Genomic DNA, 15,645 nt, shown 5'->3' with positions numbered 1-15,645 from the left:
GTCAGGGCTCGAGAACAGCGCGATCCGAGTCGGAGAGCTCGACGTGTTCGAGCAGGTCGGGGCGGCGTTCGCCGGTGCGCAATAGCGACTGTTCCCGGCGCCAGCGGGCCACCTTGGCGTGGTCACCGGAGAGCAGGATCGGCGGCACGTCGAGCTCGCGCCAGCTCACCGGCCGGGTGTAACTCGGACCCTCCAGCAGGCCGTCGGAGAACGAATCCTCTTGGTGCGACTGCTGATTGCCGAGCACGCCGGGGAGCAGCCGGACGACGGCCTCAGCCATCACCAGCACCGCGGCCTCGCCCCCGATGAGGACGTAGTCGCCGATGCTGACCTCCTCGACCCGCACCCGCCTGGCCGCATCGTCGAACACCCGCTGATCGATGCCCTCGTAACGGCCGCAGGCGAACACGAGGCGCTTCTCCCCCGCCCATCGGTGCGCGGTGTCCTGTGTGAAGGGCACGCCTGCCGGAGTGGGGACCACCAGCAGCGTGTCGGGGTCAGGCTCGGTGCCGAGCACCTCGTCCATGGCCTCGCCCCAGACGGTCGGCTTCATCACCATGCCCGGGCCGCCGCCGTACGGCGAGTCGTCGACCGCCTTGTGGACGTCGTGCGTCCAGTCCCGCAGGTCGTGCACGCCGACGGAGATCAGGCCCTTGTCGATGGCCTTGCCCAGCAACGCCGTTCGCAACGGCTCGAGGTACTCGGGGAAGATCGTGATGACGTCGAGGCGCACAGCTACTCCGGATTCAGAAGTCCCTCAGGCGGATCGATCTCGATGACTCCGTCGGCGACGGACACGGAGGTGACGATGGCCGCGACGAACGGGATCAGGATCTCGCCGGTCTTCTGCCCCTCCGGACGCACGGAGAGCAGCTCGCCCGCGGCCGAGTGCAGCACCTCGATGACGGAGCCGACCGCGGTGCCGTCGCCAAGCCGCACGGCGAGGCCCTCGAGCTCGTGGTCATAGAACTCGTCGGGATCATCCGACGGCGGCAGGTCCGCGGTGTCGACGATGAACAGCGTGCCGCGGATCGCGTCCGACGCCGTGCGGTCGTCGATCCCCTTGAGACGCAGCAGAAGCCGCCCGGAGTGTTCCCGGGCGGCTTCCACCGTGTAGCTGGTGAGTTTCTGCTCGCGGGGCTTGCGGCCGTGCAGCACGGTGCCGACCGCAAAACGCTCTTCGGGATCGTCGGTCCGTATGTCTACGGCCAATTCACCCCTGATGCCGTGTGACTTGGCCACACGCCCGATGACGAGCTCCACTGATTTACTGATCGGTGTCGACCACGTCGACGCGGATGCCGCGACCACCGATACCGGTGACCAGGGTCCGCAACGCGGTGGCGGTGCGTCCGCCACGACCGATGACCTTGCCCAGGTCCTCGGGGTTCACGTGCACCTCGACCGTCCGCCCACGGCGTCCGGTCGAGAGCTCGACCCGGACGTCGTCGGGGTTGGCGACGATGCCGCGAACGAGCTGTTCGACGGCATCGGCGACAACGGCACTCACTTGTCAGCAGCCTCGGAATCCGCGGCGGCCTCGGCCTCGGCGGGAGCCTCGGTGGCCTCCGCGTCGGCCTTCTTGGCGGCCTTCTTCTTCGGGGTGATGGCCTCGGCCACCGGCTCGCTGTCGGCCTGCGCCAGCGCGGCCTGGAACAGCTCCAGCTTGGACGGCTTCTCAGCCTTGACGCGCAGGGTGCCCTCGGTGCCCGGCAGGCCCTTGAACTTCTGCCAGTCGCCGGTGATCTTGAGCAGGTTCTCGACCGGCTCGGTCGGCTGCGCGCCGACACCCAGCCAGTACTGCGCACGCTCCGAGTCGATCTCGATCAGGGAGGGCTCTTCCTTGGGGTGGTACTTGCCGATGGTCTCGATCGCACGGCCGTTGCGGCGGGTGCGAGAGTCGGCGATGACGATGCGGTAGTGCGGGGTGCGGATCTTGCCGAGCCGCATGAGCTTGATCTTGACAGCCATGGTGGAGCCTTTCAGATGGTCACGGCGCAATTCAGCGATGCGCAAGGCCTGCGCACCCGGTTTCGCGTTGAGGGGTTGTCGTGACCGCCGCGCGGTACGTAACCGGAGACGGGCGAACAGCGGTCCATTCTGCCAGACGATGAGGTCGCGCCGTTAATCGCCCGCGGCCGCCGGTGTTTCGCCCTTCCGCGGGCGCCCCCGCGGCCTAGACTTCGTTGGCACGTCATCACCGCAGGTCGGTGACGAATTCGACCGAAGTCGTCGCTCGTTCACAAGGGGGATCATGTCCAACGCGCCGTTCGCAGCGCCCATCGCGGGGCCACCTGTTCCGGCCGTCGGCCGACCGAACGCACTGGGCATCGCAGTGCTCACGCTCGGCCTACTCAACCTGTTGCTCGGCTTCGGCCCCTATTTCGTCGTCCGAACCTCCGGCGATGTGATCAACGTCAGCGGCTTCCTCCTCCCGCAGGCCCTGCTCGTTGTCGTCTTCCTGCTGTTCTCCGGCATCAGTGCGGGCCTGTCCACCGTGTCTCGGCTGTCCCAGTTCCCGGGCGCGGCGCCGGCCCTGCGGGCCATCGCGACCGCCGCGGCCGCGGTCGGCGCCCTGCTGGCCCTGTTCCTGCTGATCGCGATCAGCAACGTTCCCACCTTCACCGGCAACTTCTTCGACGATTCCGACGACGAGAGCCTGGCCGTCTCGCTCGGCTGGGGCGGCATCGCGATCCTGGTCCTGTCGATCCTGCAGACCATCGCGGCGTTCCTCGCCCTGGCCTACGACCTCGGCCTGGTGCAGCCCCGCGCCGCCCGCGTGCTCGATCAGGGCGCCGGTCTCGCGCCCGCACCGGCCGAGCCCGTCGACGCGGAGGCACCCGGGACGCCGCCGCCCGCGGTCGGGTCTCCCGCCCCGACCAAGCCCTACACGCAGGCACTCGCGCTCGATCCGTACACCCCGCTGCAGACGCTCGGCCACATCGCCCAGTCCGATGCCGCGTTGCGTCCGTACGTCGCGGCGAACCCCAGCGCCTATCCCGACCTGCTGGACTGGCTGGCGGAACTGGACGACCCCGAGGTGGACGCCGCGCTGAAGGCACGCCCGGACCGCACCGAAGCCAAGTCCGGGGACGAGACGACGGACAAGGACGCGGACGCGGACGAGCCCACCGACAAGAACAAAGACAAAGACGCGAAGCAGTCCGCCGACAAGGCCGCCGAGAAGGTGGAGGCCCCGTGACCCCCGACGACGGACCTCGTCCCACCGCCGAGGCGACTCCCCCGCCGCCGCCGCCACCGCCTCCGCCGCCCGCCCAGCCCTTTTTCGATGCGCCCAATGGGCCAGCTCCCGGGCCCGCGCCCGCGCGCGGGCCGCTGTCCTGGAAGGGCTGGCTCGGCATCATCGCGGCCGTCACCGCCGCAGTCGTGCTGCTCGCGGGCGGCGGCCTCCTGCTCAACCGGACGCTGGCCCGCGACACGAACGGCGAGGCGACCGCCGCCACCAATGAGGCCTACGACGGCGACGCCTTCAGCAGTGGCGCCGGCGAAGGCGATGGCAGCCCCGCCGCGATCACCCCGACCGGCGCCGTCCCCACCTGCGCCGCCTACCCGCCCGCGGTCGACTCCACCGGGCGCAAGAACTCCTACGAGGCCCCGAACGCCACCGACGGCGACGTCACCACCGCGTGGCGCTGCGCAGGCACCAAGGGCCAGGTGCTCTCGGTGAGCTTCGCCTGCAAGCTCGACCTCACCTCCGTCGGGATCGATCCCGGCTACGACAAGAAAGACGTGGACGGCTCCGACCGGTTCGCCCAGAACCGCAAGGTCACGAAGGTGACCTGGGCGTTCGACGACGGCACCTCGGTCGTCCAGGAGGTCCGGCCGGAGCGCGGCATCCAGGCGCTCGACGTCGACAAGGCGGCCAAGACGGTCACCCTGACGATCAACGAGACGGTGGACGGTCAGCCTGTCAAGAACGCGGCGGGCCAGGAATCCGCGCCGTTCAACGACGTCACCTCGGTCAGCGAGGTCCGGTTCACCGGTCGCGCCGATGCCGGGGCCGATCCCTGCGTCAAATAGACCGCATCACACGACCCGGCCGCGCACCTCGACCACCCGGCCGCGCAGCATGACCAGGTCCGGGGCGGCGAGCACCTCGGGCCCGGTGCGCGGGTCCTGCTCGTAGACGAGCAGGTCGGCGGGCGCGCCGGGCTCGAGCCCTGGCCGACCAAGCCAGGCCCTGGCGTCCCAGCAGGCCGCGCCGAGGGCTCGGGTCGGTCCCATTCCGGCCTGCGCGAGCGCGGCGACCTCGTCGGCGACCCGCCCGTGCACGATCGAGCCGCCGGCGTCGGTGCCCGCATAGATCGGGATGCCTGCGTCGTGCGCGTCGCCGACGGTGCGACGGACCCGCGAGTGCAGCTCCCGCATGTGGCGTGCGTAGACCGGGTACCGGGTGGCCGAGTCCGCGATGCCGGGGAAGGTGTCGATGTTGATCAGCGTCGGTACCAGCGCGGTGCCGCGTTCGACCATCAGCTCGATCGTCTCCGAGGTGAGTCCGGTGCCGTGCTCGATGCAGTCGATGCCTGCGTTGATCAGGCCCGGCAGCGCGTCCTCGGAGAAGACGTGCGCTGTCACCCGGGCGCCGACCCGGTGTGCCGCCTCGATGGACTCCTTGAGGATGTCGTCGCTCCACAACGGACGCAGGTCCCCCTCCGAGCGGTCGATCCAGTCCCCGACGATCTTGACCCAGCCGTCGCCGAGCAGCGCCTGCTGGGTGACCGCCTCCGGCAGCTGCGACTCGTCCTCGAGATCGACCGCAAGGCCGGGGATGTACCGCTTCGGCATCGCGATGTGCCGACCGGCCCGGATGATCCGCGGCAGGTCCTCGCGCGCGTCGAGATCCCGGGTGTCCACCGGTGACCCCGCGTCGCGCAGCAGCAGCGCCCCGACCCCGCGTTCGGCCTCGGCCTGCGCGATCATTCCCGGCCGGTCCTCGTGACCCCCGCCGTACTTGATACCGACGTGGCAGTGCGCGTCGACCAGCCCGGGCAGGATCCAGCCCGATTCGCACAGCGACTCCGCGCCGGGCACCGGCTGATCCGAGATCACCCCGCCGCCGACCCACAGTTCCAGCGGCTGGCCGTCGGGCAGCCCGACACCGCGCAGCCGGAAGGACCCAGGGCGGGCAGGCGCCACGGCTACTTCTTGGGCAGCTTCAGCTGGGACAGGTCGATGCCCTCGAGGCCGGGCGGCAGCTCGTCGAGCCCCTTCGGCATCTTCGACAAGTCCATGCCCGCGGGCAGTCCGGGGAACCCGGCGGGCATCCCGCCCGGCATCCCGCCGGGCATGCCGGGGAAGCCGCCGCGGATCTTCGGCTGCGTCGGCCCCTTGCCGCCCTTCTTGCCCTTCTTGCCCTTCTTGCTGCGCTGGCTCGAGCGGGCCCCTGGCATCCCCATCCGGCCCGCCATCGCGGCCATCATCTTGCGGGCCTCGAAGAACCGGTCCACCAACTGGTTGACGTCGGAGACCTTGACGCCGGAGCCGTTGGCGATGCGCAGCCGCCGGGAGGCGTTGATGATCTTCGGGTCATCGCGCTCCGCGGGAGTCATGCCGCGGATGATCGCCTGGACCCGGTCGAGCTGCTTCTCGTCGACGTTGGCCAGCGCGTCCTTCATCTGCCCGGCGCCGGGCAACATGCCCAGCAGGTTGCCGATCGGGCCCATCTTCCGCACGGCCATCATCTGCTCGAGGAAGTCCTCGAGGGTGAGCTGGCCGGAACCGATCTTCTGGGCGGTGGCCTCGGCCTGCTTCGCGTCGAAGACCTGCTCGGCCTGCTCGATCAGGCTGAGCACGTCGCCCATGCCGAGGATCCGGCTGGCCATCCGGTCCGGGTGGAAGACGTCGAAGTCCTCGAGCTTCTCGCCCGTGGAGGCGAACATGATCGGCTCGCCGGTGATCTCGCGGACGCTCAGCGCGGCACCGCCGCGGGCGTCGCCGTCGAGCTTGGTGAGCACCACGCCGGTGAAGCCGACGCCCGCGCGGAACGCCTCCGCGGTCTGGACGGCGTCCTGACCGGTCATCGCGTCGAGGACGAACAGGATCTCGTCCGGGTTGACGGCGTCGCGGATGCCCGCCGCCTGACCCATCAGCTCCTCGTCGATGCCGAGGCGTCCGGCGGTGTCGACGATCACCACGTCGTGCTGCTTGGCCCTGGCCTCCGCGATGCCCTGCCGGGCGATGTCGACCGGGTCGGCCGCCGACTGACCCAGCGCGTTCTCGCCGCCGCCGATCGAGGTGCCCGGGTGCGGCGCGTACACCGCGGCGCCCGCGCGCTCACCGACGATCTGGAGCTGGCTGACCGCGCCGGGACGCTGCAGATCGCAGGCCACCAGGAGCGGCGTGTGTCCCTGCCCGGTCAGCCACTTCGCGAGCTTGCCCGCGAGGGTGGTCTTACCGGAACCCTGCAGGCCGGCCAGCATGATGACGGTCGGTGGGTTCTTCGCGAACCGGAGCCGCCGGGTCTCGCCGCCGAGGATCCCGACGAGCTCCTCGTTGACGATCTTGACGACCTGCTGCGCCGGGTTCAGCGCGCCGGAGACCTCGGCACCCTTGGCGCGCACCTTGATCTTCTCGATGAAGGCACGCACCACGGGCAGTGCAACGTCGGCCTCGAGCAGGGCGAGCCGGATCTCCCTGCAGGTGGCGTCGATGTCGGCGCCGGAGAGGCGCCCCTTGCCCCGGAGGTCCTTGAGGGCACCGGTCAACCTGTCGGAAAGGGATTCGAACACCGATCGGGCTCCTGGCTGTCGCGTGGGCGTTTCGGTCAAGCCTAGCCGCTCTACCCGGCGCCCCCGTCCGTGGCGCCATCCTCGGCGCCCTCGCTCGTGCGCGGGCGGGGCGCCGGAACCACCGCGAGCATCGCCGCCTCGAACTCTTCCCTGGTGACCCGCGAGTCGGTGTCGCCGAGATGCAGGCAGAACGCGTCGACCACCGACGCGCCGAGCGTGGAGACCCGCGCCCAGCGAATGTCGGCACCGTGGCGCTCGAGCACGCTCGCCAGCCGGCACAGCAGGCCGAGCCGGTCCTCGGCCCTCAGTTCGAGGATCACCTGGCCGTCCACCGGGGTGTCGAACCAGATGATCCGCGGCGGCGCCTGCGCGTACTGGACGGGCACGCCCTCGGCGCCCCGCTCGAGCGCCTGCTCGGCCAGCGACTGCTGCTCCTTCGCCTCGAGCATCGCGACCAGGTCGAGCTCGCCGGAGATTGCCCGGATCAGTTCCTGGCGCAGCAGCCCGGCCTGCGGCGGCGCACCGAACCGGGGCGCAACGGTGAACGAGTTCACCGCGGCCCCCTCGTGGCTGCCGAGGGAGGCCGAGAGCACGCGCAGCGAATGCAGCGCCAGCACGCCCGCGGCGTCCGAGAGCAGGCCCGGGGTGTCCGGTGCGACCACGGTGACGGTGTAGGTGTGCGCGCCCTCCGCGGGCTGCAACAGCACGTGCACGCCCCCGTCCGCCGCCAGCGCCGCGTGCTCCGGGTCGATCGGGTCAGGAGTCGGCAGTTGCTCGCCCGCCATCACCATCCGGCAGCGCCGGACCAGTTCCCGGATCAGCGACGACTTCCAGTCCCCCCACACACCAGGACCGGTGGCCAGCGAATCGGCCTCGGCGAGCGCATAGAGGAGTTCGAGCAGCACCGTGTCACCGCCGAGAGCCTCCGCGACCATCCGGACCGTCGCCGGGTCGTCCAGGTCGCGGCGGGTGGCGGTTTCCGGCAGCAGCAGGTGGTAGCGCACCATCGCGCTGAGCACGGCCACGTCCGAGGGCCACAGCCCGAGCCGATTGCCGATCTGATTTGCGAGCTCGGCGCCGACCAGGCTGTGATCGCCGCCGCGGCCCTTCCCGATGTCGTGCAGGAGTGCGCCGAGCACCAGCAGGTCCGGCCGCGAGACCCGGGTGGTGAACCCGCTGGCGTAGGCGGCGGTCTCGACGAGGTGCCGATCCACCGTCCACGTGTGCACCGCGTCGCGCGGCGGCAGGTCGCGGATCGCGCCCCATTCCGGCAGCAACCGACCCCAGAGGCCGGTGCGGTCGAGCGCCTCGATCACCGCGATCGTGTTCCTGCCGGATCCGAGCAGCACCAGCAGATCGTCGAGGGCCTCCTTCGGCCACGGCTCCCGCAGCTCGGGCGCGCTGTCCGAGAGCCGGTTCAACGTCGAGGCCGACATCGGCATGCCGGTCTGCGCGGCCGCGGCCGCCACCCGCATGATCAGCCCCGGGTCCTTGTTCGGCTTGGCATCGCGCGCCAGCACCACCTCACCCGCGTGCTCGACCACGCCCTCGTCCAGAGGTCGCCGCACCGGCACCCTGCGCAGCCGCGAGAGGCCGCGGCGCGGCAACGCGTTGCCCGCCGTCCGCAGCCCGACGTCGACGGAGTAGCTGATGGTGCGGGCCGAGTCGCTGAGCATCCGGGCCAGGTCGAAGCGGTCCCCTATCCGCAGGGCCGCGCCGATCTCGTCGGCGTCCTGGGCCCGGAGCTGGTCGCGGGCGCGTCCGGCCACCCGGTGCAGTTCGGTCCGCACGTCCAGCAGCCGCTCGTGCGCGAACGCCAGTCCGCCGCCAGGTGTCTGTGGGCCGAGGCCCGGCACCGCGTCGGTCAACTGCGCGATCGCCAGCGCGCTCAGCAGCTGGATGTCGCGCAGCCCGCCGCGGCCGTTCTTGATGTCCGGTTCGGCCCGGTGCGCGATCTCGCCGCTGCGTGCCCACCGCCTGCGGGCCTGCTCCACGAGTTCGTCGAAACGCGAACGGATCCCGGTGCGCCACTGCCGCCGCACCCCGCCGATCAGCAGGTTGCTCAGCTCCACATCGCCCGCGATGTGCCGGGCCTCGAGGAGACCGAGGGCGGCGGTGAGGTCCGACGACGCCACCTGCAGCGCCTGCGGGACGGTCCGCACGCTGTGGTCGAGCTTGATGTGCGCGTCCCACAACGGATACCAGAGCCGGTCGGCCACCTCGGAGACGACCGAAGGGTCCAGGTCGTCGTGCAGCAGCACCAGGTCCAGGTCGGAGTACGGCAGCAGCTCGCGGCGGCCCAGCCCGCCGACGGCGACGATCGCGAATCCGCTGTCCGGCTTGATGCCGAGCTCTGCCCCCTTGGTGGTCAGCCAGAATTCGTGCAGGTCCACCAGCGCTTGCCGGAGGGCGACCGTGTCGAGGCGGCGGCTCCGGGAACCACCGTCCAGCAACTGCTTCCGGGCACGGACCAGATCGTCGGCGGCAACAATGCCACCGGACGCGGGTGGCCCCGACCCCGCCGACGTCGCGGCGGGATCGGGGCCACCAGATCCGGACCCTGTTGGGTCAGAGCGCATCCGCGCCCCGTTCACCCGTACGTACGCGGATGACGGATTCGACGGGCGATACCCACACCTTGCCGTCTCCGATCTTCCCGGTACGAGCGGCCTCGACGATGACCTCGACGACCTTGTCCACGGCGGCGTCGTCGACGACGACCTCGACGCGCACCTTGGGCACGAAGTCGACCGAGTACTCGGCACCGCGGTACACCTCGGTGTGGCCCTTCTGACGGCCGTAGCCCTGGACCTCACTGACGGTCATTCCGAGCACCCCGGCCTGCTCCAGGCCGGTCTTGACGTCCTCGAGGGTGAACGGTTTGACGATTGCGGTGATCAGCTTCATATTTCTCATGCCTCCCTGACGGTCGAGCGCCCCGGTACCGAGCTTCCGCCGAGCGCGGCGAAATCGTATGCGTTCTCAGCGTGTTCTGCTTCGTCCACGCCGAGCGACTCGGCCTCATCGCTGGCCCGGAGGCCGATCGTGTACTTGACGATGAGCGCGACGATCGTCGTGGCGACGAGCGAGTACAGCAGAACCGCACCCGCACCGACAGCCTGACGCCACAGCTGGTCGAAGCCCCCACCATAGAACAGTCCCTTGACGCCCGCGGGCGCCTCCTCCGTCGCGACGAAGCCGATCAGCAGGGTGCCGACCAGACCACCGACGAGGTGGACACCGACGACGTCGAGCGAATCGTCGTAGCCGAAGCGGTACTTCAGGCCGACCGCGAGGGCGCAGAGGACGCCCGCGGCCACGCCGACGGCCAGCGCGCCGAGCACGTTCACCGAAGAGCAGGCGGGGGTGATGGCGACCAGACCTGCGACGATGCCGGAGGCGGCGCCGAGGGTGGTGGCGTGCCCGTCACGGATCCGCTCGACCAGCAGCCAGGACAGCATTGCGGCGCAGGTGGCGATCACCGTGGTGAGGAAGGTGGCACCGGCGATCCCGTTGGAGCCCACCGCGGATCCCGCGTTGAAGCCGAACCAGCCGAACCACAGCAGCGCCGCGCCGAGCATCACGAACGGCAGGTTGTGCGGACGGAAGGGCGTTCCCGGCCATCCCCGACGCTTGCCGAGGACGATGGCGAGGACCAGGCCGGCGATGCCGGCGTTGATGTGGACCGCGGTACCACCCGCGAAGTCGATTGCCTTGAGCTGGTTGGCGATCCAGCCGCCCTTCTCCGCGGTCACGCCGTCGAAGGCGAAGACCCAGTGCGCCACCGGGAAGTACACGATGGTGGCCCACAGGCCCGCGAACAGGAGCCAGGGGCCGAACCGGAGTCGGTCGGCGACCGCGCCCGAGATCAGGGCGACGGTGATGATCGCGAACATCGCCTGGAAGGCGACGAACACGGTTGCCGGGATGGTGCCGACCAGCGGGATGGCCACGCCTGCGCCGGTGTCGGCGTCGGCCAGGTAGGCGCCGCCGAAGATGCCCTTCAGGCCGAAGTACTGGAAGGGGTCACCGAAGAGGCCGCCCTTGTCCTCGCCGAAGGCCACCGAGTAGCCGTACAGGACCCAGAGGATGCCCACGACGCCCATCGCGCCGATGCTCATCATGATCATGTTCAGAACGCTCTTGGCCCGGACCATGCCGCCGTAGAAGAATGCGAGCCCCGGCGTCATCAGCAACACGAGCGCGGCGCTCATCAGCATCCACGCGGTGTCTCCGGTGTCCGGCGCCCCGATTGTGGGAAATTCCACGTTGAGCCTCCTCCTTCTGTCGTCCCGCTCCTTGCGGCTTTCGACTTGGTGTGAAGACTGCTGATCCGGTGTTTCAGCTGTGGCGCTGTCGTGTTTCGCTCGAGTGAACGCATCGGGGGAATGTGTTGCTTCTGCGTTTCACGAACCTGTCGCCCAAGTGAATCTCCCTGTGCGGAGGCCGAGCCGGGCGAGCCCGGGCCGCTTCGTTACTCATTCGTTAGGCGTCCTCCGACGGTCACGGGGGCGCCGAGAGGGCGCCCCCGTGACCCCCCCTCACTCCCCGGCGAGCAGCTGCTCGAGTCGGGCCATGCAGAACCCGCTGATGCTGACGTTGTCACCGAGGTTCAGGTGGGTGGACAGGCGCAGCAGCGGCACCGAGAGCAGCACCGCGCCGAGCACCTCGTTGAACAGCAGGTTCTGTACCTTCCAGCCGGTCAACTCTTCGTAGCGGGCGACGGTCTCCTCCCGCGTCGGGGTGCCGGGCAGGGTCGGATGCCCCTCGTTCTCGCTGCACGCCCAGTCCAGGAACAGCACCCAGGCCAGGTCGGCCTCATGGTCACCCAGGTACGCCATCTCCCAGTCGAGTACACCCGCGACCGACAGCTCCGGCGTGTACAGGATGTTCGACATGCGGGCATCACCCCAGACCAGCGTCACGTGCTCCGGCTCGTAGAGGTTGGCCTTGAGCCAGGCAAGGGCCCTCTCCATCACCGGGGGCAGTTCCGGCGCCGCCCAGCGCACGGCCCAGTCGAGGTAGTTCACGATCTGCTCGACCGGCTTGTCCCCGAACTTCGGCATCGCCAGGAACCCGAGCCGAAGCTCCTCGGGATCGAGCAGATGCACCTGCGCCATCGTCTCGATGCACTCCCACCACATCTTCGCCCGACCCTGCTCGTCGGCCTCGAAGTAATTGCCTGCAGTGTGGTACGACGGGAAGTCGCTGGGCGCCTCGGCATTGCCGATGCGGTCCATCACGTAGTACGGCGTGCCGAGCGGGTTGTCGTCCGCGTCGATCCACCGGACGCTGGGGACCGGGAGATCGGTCGGCGCGAGCCGCTCCGAGACCAGGTACTGGCGCCGCAGGTCGTAATCCGGGAACAGCGAGATCTCGGGCGGCCGTCGGAAGACGTACCCGGCCGATTCGTGCTCGGCGCCCTCGAGGTCGAACAGGTAGGTCTCGGTGGAGAACCCGCGTTCGGTGCGCTTCCAGTCGACGATTTTCGCGTTCTGTGCGCCCGGAATACGCTGCTGGACAATCGGTTCGAGGGCGGCCGCCAGCTCCTCCTGCGCGACCCGCTCAGCCATTGTTCTTGCCGGCTCGGTTGGCGCTCCAGTCGGTGTAGCCGTAGCGCGGGTTCACTCCCATGAACACCATCTCCACAAGGCCGTGTCCGACCTTGTCACCCATCCGGACCTCGACGAGCGTCTCGCTGAGCATGCTCACCTTGCGGATCTCGTCGACGTCGGTGATGTCGACGTCGAAGCTGTCGCTGAAGTCCTTGCCGCGGTACATGCCCGACGCGTAGCCGTTGTATTCGTCGTACCCGGCCAGACCCGGCCAGAAGTCGCACACCGGCTTGACCTCGATGACGTCGGTCGTGCGATCCGAGCGGTGCACGGTGAACGTGCCGGACTTGACGACGCGGAGGTCGTCGCGGAAGTCCAGGTCGTGCTCGACGTCGATGATCGGCAGCGGCTCCTTGCCGGAGTCGATCGGGAAGAGCACCTCGCCCTCGAACTGCCAACGCTCCCCCGTGTGGGTCTCGCGCTGTGCGAAGTGCACCACCTCGTCGTCGAACTGGAAGATGCCCATGTAATAGAGGACGCCGGCAGGCACCTCGGAGGGCTGCATGTTCCCGCCCTCGGGCAGGCTGCCGCCGCCGCCGCCGTGGCGCACGCCCCACGAGTGATCCCGGCCGAACCACCAGTTCTCGGGGTCGATCTCGATGCGCTCGCCGTCGATCTCGATCCAGCCGGTGATGGTGCCGTTCTGGTAGAACCGGCGCGCATCCTCGCGGACCCGGCCGCGGCTGCGGTGGAAGGCCGCGGTCTGCTCGTAGACCGGGAAGTCGCCGCTGAAGTCGAGCTGCAGGCTCAGGCCGTGCTCGTTGGACTCGACGGTGGAGCGCACCTTGCGCAGCGGCTCGACGATCTCGTACGTGTACGGGCCGACGCTGAACGCGTTCAGTGCCCCGGTCTGGGGGTTCAGCTCGGTGGACAGGCGGACGACGCGGGCCTGCTCGCCCTTGCGGGTGACCATGGCGTAGGCGTCGAGAACGTTGCGGTTCGGGTACTTCGCCATGCCGGTCATGATGCTGATCTCGCCGGACTTGTCGAAGCCGTACATCACGATGCGCTCGGTCCAGCGCAGGTCGCTCTGCGAGACGTGGTCGAGCGTGGTCGGGAGCTGGTGGATGAGCAGTTCGTCGTGCGGGGTGATCATGGCGAGCCCTTCGTGAATCGGATGATTCCCGAAATATAATACGGAGCATGTCGCATCGTAATGATTTCGGCGAAATCTCTCCGGTACTGTCCGCCGATGTGAGCGAACAGAGGGATCGGCAGGTTCAGCAACCGGGCGCGGGCAGGCCCCGCGACCCCGAGGTCGACAGGTCGATCCTCCAGGCCACCCGCGAGCTGCTGACGGAAACGGGCTACCAGAAGACCACCATCTCGGCGATCTCCCGGCGCGCAAAGGTTGGCACCGCCGCCATCTACCGACGCTGGGCGACCAGGGAATCGATCGTCGAGGACGCGATCTTCGGCATGCAGGACGTGGACCTGCCCACCGCGACCGGCGACCTGCACGCCGACCTGCTCGCGTGGACCAGGATGTTCCTCGACCGGATCGCGGAACCAGCGACCCGGTCGGCGATCCCCGGCCTGCTCTCGGCCTATCACCACCACGAGGGCGTCTACGAACGGCTCGTCGGCCGCGCCGAGCTGCCCGCCAGGGAGGCGATGACCGAGCTGCTCGCCTCGGCCGCGCCGGAGCGCACGGCCGAGGCCACGCAGGTCACCGCGAACGCGGTCTTCGACCTGCTGATGTCGGCCACGACCATGCGCGGGCTCACGGTCGGGCTGATCGACGCGGAGTCGTTCTGCGCCCGGACCGCGGACGCGTTGACGGTGCTCGCCGAGTCCGGGGTCTGACCCCTCGGGTCAGCCCAGCAGCGCGTCCACGAAGGCGCCCGGCTCGAACGGCGCGAGGTCGTCCGCGCCCTCCCCCAGCCCGACGAGCTTCACCGGCACCCCCAGCTCGTGCTGCACCTGGAAGACGATGCCGCCCTTCGCCGTGCCGTCGAGCTTGGTCAGCACCACTCCGGTGATGTCAACGACCTCCGCGAACACCCGGGCCTGCATCAGGCCGTTCTGGCCGACGGTGGCGTCGAGCACCAACAGCACCTCGTCGACGACGGCGCGCTTCTCCACCACGCGCTTGACCTTGCCGAGCTCGTCCATCAGCCCGGTCTTGGTGTGCAGCCGGCCTGCGGTGTCGACGATCACCACGTCCACACCGGTCTCGATGCCCTTGGTCACCGAGTCGAACGCGATCGCGGCGGGGTCACCGCCCTCGGGACCACGCACCACCTCGGCGCCCACCCGCTCGGCCCAGGTCTGCAGCTGGTCGGCGGCGGCCGCGCGGAAGGTGTCGGCGGCGCCGAGCAACACCCGGCGACCGTCCGCGACGAGCACACGCGCCAGCTTGCCGGTGCTCGTGGTCTTGCCGGTGCCGTTGACTCCGACGACCAGCAGGACGCCGGGGGTCGAATCGTGGGGCAGCGCCTTGATAGAGCGGTCGAACTCGGGGTGCAGGGCCTCGATCAGGACGGTGCGCAGCAGGGCTCGGGCGTCGGCCTCGGACTTGACGCTGCCCGCCGCCAGCTCGGAGCGCAGTCGGGTCATGATCTGCTCGGTGGTGGCGCTACCGAGGTCCGCGATCAGCAGAGTGTCCTCGATCTCCTCCCACGAGTCCTCGTCCAGGTCGCCGCCGCCGAGCAGACCCAGCAGGCTCTTGCCGACCGCGGACTGCGAGCGCGAGAGCCGGCCGCGCAGCCGGTCGAGCCGTCCCGCGGTCGGTTCGATCTCCTCCACCGGGGCGGGAACGGCAGGGGCCGGAGCGGCCGCAGGCGCCTCCTCGACGGGGGCCGGCTCGACCGGGGCGGGCGCGGCGGGGGCCGGCGGAGCGGGAGCGACCTCCGGAGCCTCCTCGACGGGGGCTTCCTCGACGGGGGCCGGCGGGGGCTCGACCGGCGCAGCCTCGACGGGCGGCGCGGGCTCGACGGGCGCAGTCTCGACGGGCGGCACCTCCGTGACCGGTTCCTCGACCGGCGGCGTCACCGGCGGCGCCTGCGGCGGGGTCGGCCGGGACACGGGTGGCGCGGTGGCCGTCGCACCCTGGCTGAAGCTGATCCCGCTCGCGGGCTTGTACCCGCCCGAACGGTCCTTCGTCTCCCCCAGTTCACCGGGCGCCGGCTGGGTGGGCTGCAGGCTGACCCGCCGCCTCCGGTACAGCGCCCAGCCCACGACGAGCGCGACGAGAAGGACGGCCACGACGGCCGCGATTGCGATCCAAGCTCCGGTAGTCACGCCCCCCATCCTTTCAGGCACCGATCCGGCGCAGAGAG

Annotated in this window: 15 protein-coding genes; 3 read left to right on the top strand and 12 right to left on the bottom strand. The window is 69.9% G+C overall.

Going from position 1 to position 15,645, the window contains the following annotated elements; all coding sequences use genetic code 11:
* Position 1: 1 nt before the first annotated feature.
* From trmD to rpsP, 4 genes are read right to left on the bottom strand one after another with little or no spacing between them, the layout of a single operon-like run.
* Positions 2 to 733, bottom strand: coding sequence for a tRNA (guanosine(37)-N1)-methyltransferase TrmD (trmD, locus tag ABIC28_RS04450; protein ID WP_209925945.1), 732 nt, complete (start codon positions 731 to 733; stop codon positions 2 to 4).
* Positions 734 to 735: 2 nt separating this feature from the next.
* Positions 736 to 1,263 carry a ribosome maturation factor RimM gene (gene rimM / locus ABIC28_RS04445; RefSeq protein WP_097212669.1) on the bottom strand — a complete coding sequence of 176 codons (528 nt, stop codon included), beginning with the start codon at positions 1,261 to 1,263 and terminating at the stop codon, positions 736 to 738.
* A 4-nt stretch (positions 1,264 to 1,267) separates the two neighbouring features.
* Positions 1,268 to 1,510: an RNA-binding protein gene (locus ABIC28_RS04440; RefSeq protein ID WP_027499286.1), complete on the bottom strand. Its 243-nt coding sequence runs from the start codon at positions 1,508 to 1,510 to the stop codon at positions 1,268 to 1,270.
* Positions 1,507 to 1,971, bottom strand: a complete 465-nt coding sequence (rpsP, locus tag ABIC28_RS04435; RefSeq protein WP_097212668.1) for a 30S ribosomal protein S16 — start codon at positions 1,969 to 1,971, stop codon at positions 1,507 to 1,509. Before rpsP ends, ABIC28_RS04440 begins: the two co-directional genes overlap by 4 nt.
* 283 nt (positions 1,972 to 2,254) lie before the next feature.
* On the opposite strand from rpsP, the gene ABIC28_RS04430 reads away from it, so the two are divergent.
* Both ABIC28_RS04430 and ABIC28_RS04425 read left to right on the top strand, forming a co-directional pair.
* The gene (locus tag ABIC28_RS04430) at positions 2,255 to 3,202 is read left to right on the top strand and encodes a DUF5336 domain-containing protein (RefSeq protein WP_354577688.1); all 948 of its coding nucleotides are present in this window, start codon (positions 2,255 to 2,257) and stop codon (positions 3,200 to 3,202) included.
* Entirely contained in the window at positions 3,199 to 4,041 is an 843-nt protein-coding gene (locus ABIC28_RS04425; protein ID WP_354577686.1) for an NADase-type glycan-binding domain-containing protein, read from the top strand. The genes ABIC28_RS04430 and ABIC28_RS04425 overlap by 4 nt, the downstream gene beginning before the upstream one ends.
* Positions 4,042 to 4,047: 6 nt before the next feature.
* Here ABIC28_RS04425 and ABIC28_RS04420 read toward each other — a convergent pair whose 3' ends face one another.
* The 7 genes from ABIC28_RS04420 to ABIC28_RS04390 form a co-directional block, all read right to left on the bottom strand.
* A complete protein-coding gene (locus ABIC28_RS04420; RefSeq protein ID WP_354577684.1) occupies positions 4,048 to 5,157 on the bottom strand; it encodes an amidohydrolase family protein in 1,110 nt (369 codons plus the stop codon).
* Between the two features lie 2 nt (positions 5,158 to 5,159).
* Positions 5,160 to 6,749, bottom strand: coding sequence for a signal recognition particle protein (gene ffh, locus ABIC28_RS04415; RefSeq protein WP_077041212.1), 1,590 nt, complete (start codon positions 6,747 to 6,749; stop codon positions 5,160 to 5,162).
* A gap of 50 nt (positions 6,750 to 6,799) precedes the next feature.
* Positions 6,800 to 9,328 (bottom strand): [protein-PII] uridylyltransferase, encoded by a 2,529-nt coding sequence (locus tag ABIC28_RS04410; protein WP_354577681.1) that lies wholly within the window; start codon positions 9,326 to 9,328, stop codon positions 6,800 to 6,802.
* Positions 9,318 to 9,656, bottom strand: coding sequence for a P-II family nitrogen regulator (locus ABIC28_RS04405; protein WP_005240467.1), 339 nt, complete (start codon positions 9,654 to 9,656; stop codon positions 9,318 to 9,320). Before ABIC28_RS04405 ends, ABIC28_RS04410 begins: the two co-directional genes overlap by 11 nt.
* A 5-nt stretch (positions 9,657 to 9,661) precedes the next feature.
* Positions 9,662 to 10,969, bottom strand: coding sequence for an ammonium transporter (locus ABIC28_RS04400; protein ID WP_179800619.1), 1,308 nt, complete (start codon positions 10,967 to 10,969; stop codon positions 9,662 to 9,664).
* A gap of 321 nt (positions 10,970 to 11,290) precedes the next feature.
* Positions 11,291 to 12,322 (bottom strand): phosphotransferase family protein, encoded by a 1,032-nt coding sequence (locus ABIC28_RS04395; protein WP_097212665.1) that lies wholly within the window; start codon positions 12,320 to 12,322, stop codon positions 11,291 to 11,293.
* Positions 12,315 to 13,460 carry an Rv3169 family protein gene (locus tag ABIC28_RS04390; protein ID WP_269588231.1) on the bottom strand — a complete coding sequence of 382 codons (1,146 nt, stop codon included), beginning with the start codon at positions 13,458 to 13,460 and terminating at the stop codon, positions 12,315 to 12,317. The genes ABIC28_RS04395 and ABIC28_RS04390 overlap by 8 nt, the downstream gene beginning before the upstream one ends.
* A gap of 98 nt (positions 13,461 to 13,558) precedes the next feature.
* Here ABIC28_RS04390 and ABIC28_RS04385 point away from each other — a divergent pair, with 98 nt between their 5' ends.
* A complete protein-coding gene (locus ABIC28_RS04385; protein ID WP_257017549.1) occupies positions 13,559 to 14,170 on the top strand; it encodes a TetR/AcrR family transcriptional regulator in 612 nt (203 codons plus the stop codon).
* A gap of 9 nt (positions 14,171 to 14,179) precedes the next feature.
* Here ABIC28_RS04385 and ftsY read toward each other — a convergent pair whose 3' ends face one another.
* The gene (gene ftsY, locus ABIC28_RS04380; RefSeq protein WP_354577678.1) at positions 14,180 to 15,607 is read right to left on the bottom strand and encodes a signal recognition particle-docking protein FtsY; all 1,428 of its coding nucleotides are present in this window, start codon (positions 15,605 to 15,607) and stop codon (positions 14,180 to 14,182) included.
* Between the last annotated feature and the right edge of the window lie 38 nt (positions 15,608 to 15,645).

The organism is Rhodococcus sp. PvR044 (assembly GCF_040548995.1).
Classification (GTDB): domain Bacteria; phylum Actinomycetota; class Actinomycetes; order Mycobacteriales; family Mycobacteriaceae; genus Rhodococcus_G; species Rhodococcus_G oryzae.
The sequence above is the reverse complement of the archived record's forward strand: the minus strand, read 5'-3'. Positions and strand labels throughout refer to the sequence as shown.